Here is a 2,423-nt window from a genome sequence, read left to right as displayed (position 1 = left end):
AAGCGCTTGATAGATGAACATATGATTCGATACGTTATAGACCACGAAATGCTCAAAGGAGGACGATAAGGATGAAAGCGCCTATTTTCCTCTCGATGGAACACTTGAATCGTTATGAGAATCTTATAAGAAAGGACCGCATGAGTCATCAGGATGCTGAAAGATCCGTCTTGTTCTATCTGATTTCAGGTAATCAGGATTTGTACAAGAAATGCGATGCTATTTATGATTTCAAGAGGCATCAAATACATCTATGTCTCACAGAAGGTTCAACAGACTTCTCATCGGGAAGTACAGCCTTGATCCGTTTAGGTTTCAACCTATACAACGGATACGAAGATGGAGAAACATCACCATATCATTTGTTTTATCGCTTAGATGAACCCAATAGAATTCTTGCAATGAGTGCAATAAACATGCGATTTTCAATCTACTAACACCAAAGGGGCTATGTCTAGCCCCTTTGGTAATTCACTTGACAGGAATATGAGCAAGTGAGTGTCAACTCGTAAGAGCAGACGAGAGACAGGTCAGGATAGCATTAACAATAGATGGTGACCTTGAGAGCGAGAAAACTAAGGAATATGCATTAGCTAGCTGCAATCATTGTGAGCATCCATCGTTATTTTATAAAGAAAATTTCTTGGGGCTTGGATTAGAATTTTTTCAATTTGATACTTGTGCATACCCAAAGGATGAAAGAATCATTCTTTATGAATTGCCTAAGATAGTAGAACAATCCTATGCCGAAGCTGTGAAATGTGAAAAAGCAAAAGCATATATCGCATGTACTGTTATGGTTGGAAGAGCTCTAGAAGCAGTTTGTAAGGACTTTGTTCCTGAAACAAAAACAATTCATCATGGTTTAAAGAAAATGAATGAAAACGGATTTGTTAGTGAAGAAATTCTTGAATGGGCAAATGAGTTGAAATATTTGAGAAATCATGGCGCTCATGCGAGCAATATTGAAATTTCAGACAAAGACTCAAAAGACGCTTTAGATTTTTTACAAGCAATACTAGAAATTCTCTATCACCTAAGACCCAGATTTAATGATATAAAAAACAGACATAGCAAGTAATTCGCATGCTTCGTCCAACACGTCAGTTACCTAAATCACTCTGATGACACAGTCCTTGCGAGGCAAGGTCAGTGCCACTTTTTCCCTAAGGGTAAAAAGGAGTGACTTCGGTAATCCCCGAAACGTTATAGGCAAGTTCGATATTGAACATTATCATTTCAAACACATCAAATATGATGTATAATGTAAATAAGACAAATAAAAGGCAGATATTATGAAAGTACACACATACCATACAAATGGTGGAAAAGACTTAATAAGAGAATATTTAGATAATCTACCAAAGAGAGAAAGCGTTGAAGGCTATTTCATAATAGAATCATTAGAAGCAGAAGGGCTCTCTTTTTTAGAAAATCTGAACACAAGACAATTGGAAAGAAAATTATGGGAAATAAAGTATCCAAGACATAATCGTATTTTTTATGTATTAGTGGATGATGCCAATATATATTTTTTACATGCTTGTAAAATACAAAAGGTTAAAGCTGAAAATTTTGAACTGGACAAAGCTAAAAATAGGATGAGAGAAATTGAATAGGAGGTACAAAAAATGTCATTCAAAAAAATTGATGTAAAAAGAACAGTGAATGAATTGAGAAAAGATAATGAGTTCAATGAAATATATTTGGAAATAGAAAAAGAATATGAATTAATTCGACAAGTAGTAGATACAAGAAAGCAGATTGGAATGACTCAAAAGAATTTAGCTGATAAAGTAGGTATTTCCCAGCAAGAAATATCAAGATTTGAGAGAGAAAAACATATTCCGAAACTTTCTAATTTTATAAGGATTTTAGATGCGCTAGGTTTAGAAATGAAGATTGAAAAGAAAGATAGAATATCTCAATAATCAGCAATAAGTAATCGAACCATCCTATAACATAAAGTAATGTTTCTAAATCACACAAAAAAATAAGCCTCAAGGAGGCATAAAATGTGATTTAGGAACATTGTGCCTAGCGAAGCCGCGTCACCATTATCTTTGGGTATCCAATGATCTGCTCTTTAGGTTTTTTAGAACAGATTTTGAATAAACGCCTTACAAAAGGTAAAAATGAGATTGTGAATCGATGGAAAAATTGATACAATGACATAGATTCCCCCTCCCCATGAAAGTACATTCAATCATTTGGACGTGTAAGAATCTATTAAGTTTCAAAAGCTTAACCTGCACCAATATGTGGTGTAGCCTCTTGCATGACAGTATCACAATTAGAAGGTTCTAAAGGGCATTTTGAACACCTAGAAAAATCAAGGCGCATAAATTTGACTAGAAACTCAAGTGCAGTATAATCACTGGATTTTTTAGAAGGAATAATCTTCATAATGCGCTGGCAGTGAG

The 2,423-nt window shown here is 34.6% G+C and carries 4 protein-coding genes; all 4 read left to right on the top strand.

The annotated features are described in order from the left end of the window. The first annotated feature begins 71 nt into the window (after positions 1–71). Entirely contained in the window at positions 72–437 is a 366-nt protein-coding gene (locus tag F3D3_RS23115) for a DUF6075 family protein (RefSeq protein ID WP_069875440.1), read from the top strand. A 206-nt stretch (positions 438–643) separates the two neighbouring features. After that, positions 644–1,081, top strand: coding sequence for a DUF4145 domain-containing protein (locus tag F3D3_RS23110; RefSeq protein ID WP_069876885.1), 438 nt, complete (start codon positions 644–646; stop codon positions 1,079–1,081). 214 nt (positions 1,082–1,295) lie between these two features. Beyond that, positions 1,296–1,619 (top strand): type II toxin-antitoxin system RelE/ParE family toxin, encoded by a 324-nt coding sequence (locus F3D3_RS23105; RefSeq protein WP_069876883.1) that lies wholly within the window; start codon positions 1,296–1,298, stop codon positions 1,617–1,619. Between the two features lie 12 nt (positions 1,620–1,631). Then, positions 1,632–1,931 carry a helix-turn-helix domain-containing protein gene (locus F3D3_RS23100; protein WP_069876881.1) on the top strand — a complete coding sequence of 100 codons (300 nt, stop codon included), beginning with the start codon at positions 1,632–1,634 and terminating at the stop codon, positions 1,929–1,931. Positions 1,932–2,423 lie beyond the last annotated feature (492 nt).

The organism is Fusibacter sp. 3D3, assembly GCF_001748365.1.
Classification (GTDB): Bacteria; Bacillota; Clostridia; order Peptostreptococcales; family Acidaminobacteraceae; genus Fusibacter_A.
The sequence above is the reverse complement of the archived record's forward strand: the minus strand, read 5'-3'. Positions and strand labels throughout refer to the sequence as shown.

Excerpts from the sequence above, each read along its gene's own strand:
- F3D3_RS23100 (WP_069876881.1), top strand. The coding sequence starts at position 1,632 with ATGTCATTCAAAAAAATTGATGTAAAAAGAACAGTGAATGAATTGAGA.
- F3D3_RS23105 (WP_069876883.1), top strand. The coding sequence starts at position 1,296 with ATGAAAGTACACACATACCATACAAATGGTGGAAAAGACTTAATAAGA.
- F3D3_RS23115 (WP_069875440.1), top strand. The coding sequence starts at position 72 with ATGAAAGCGCCTATTTTCCTCTCGATGGAACACTTGAATCGTTATGAG.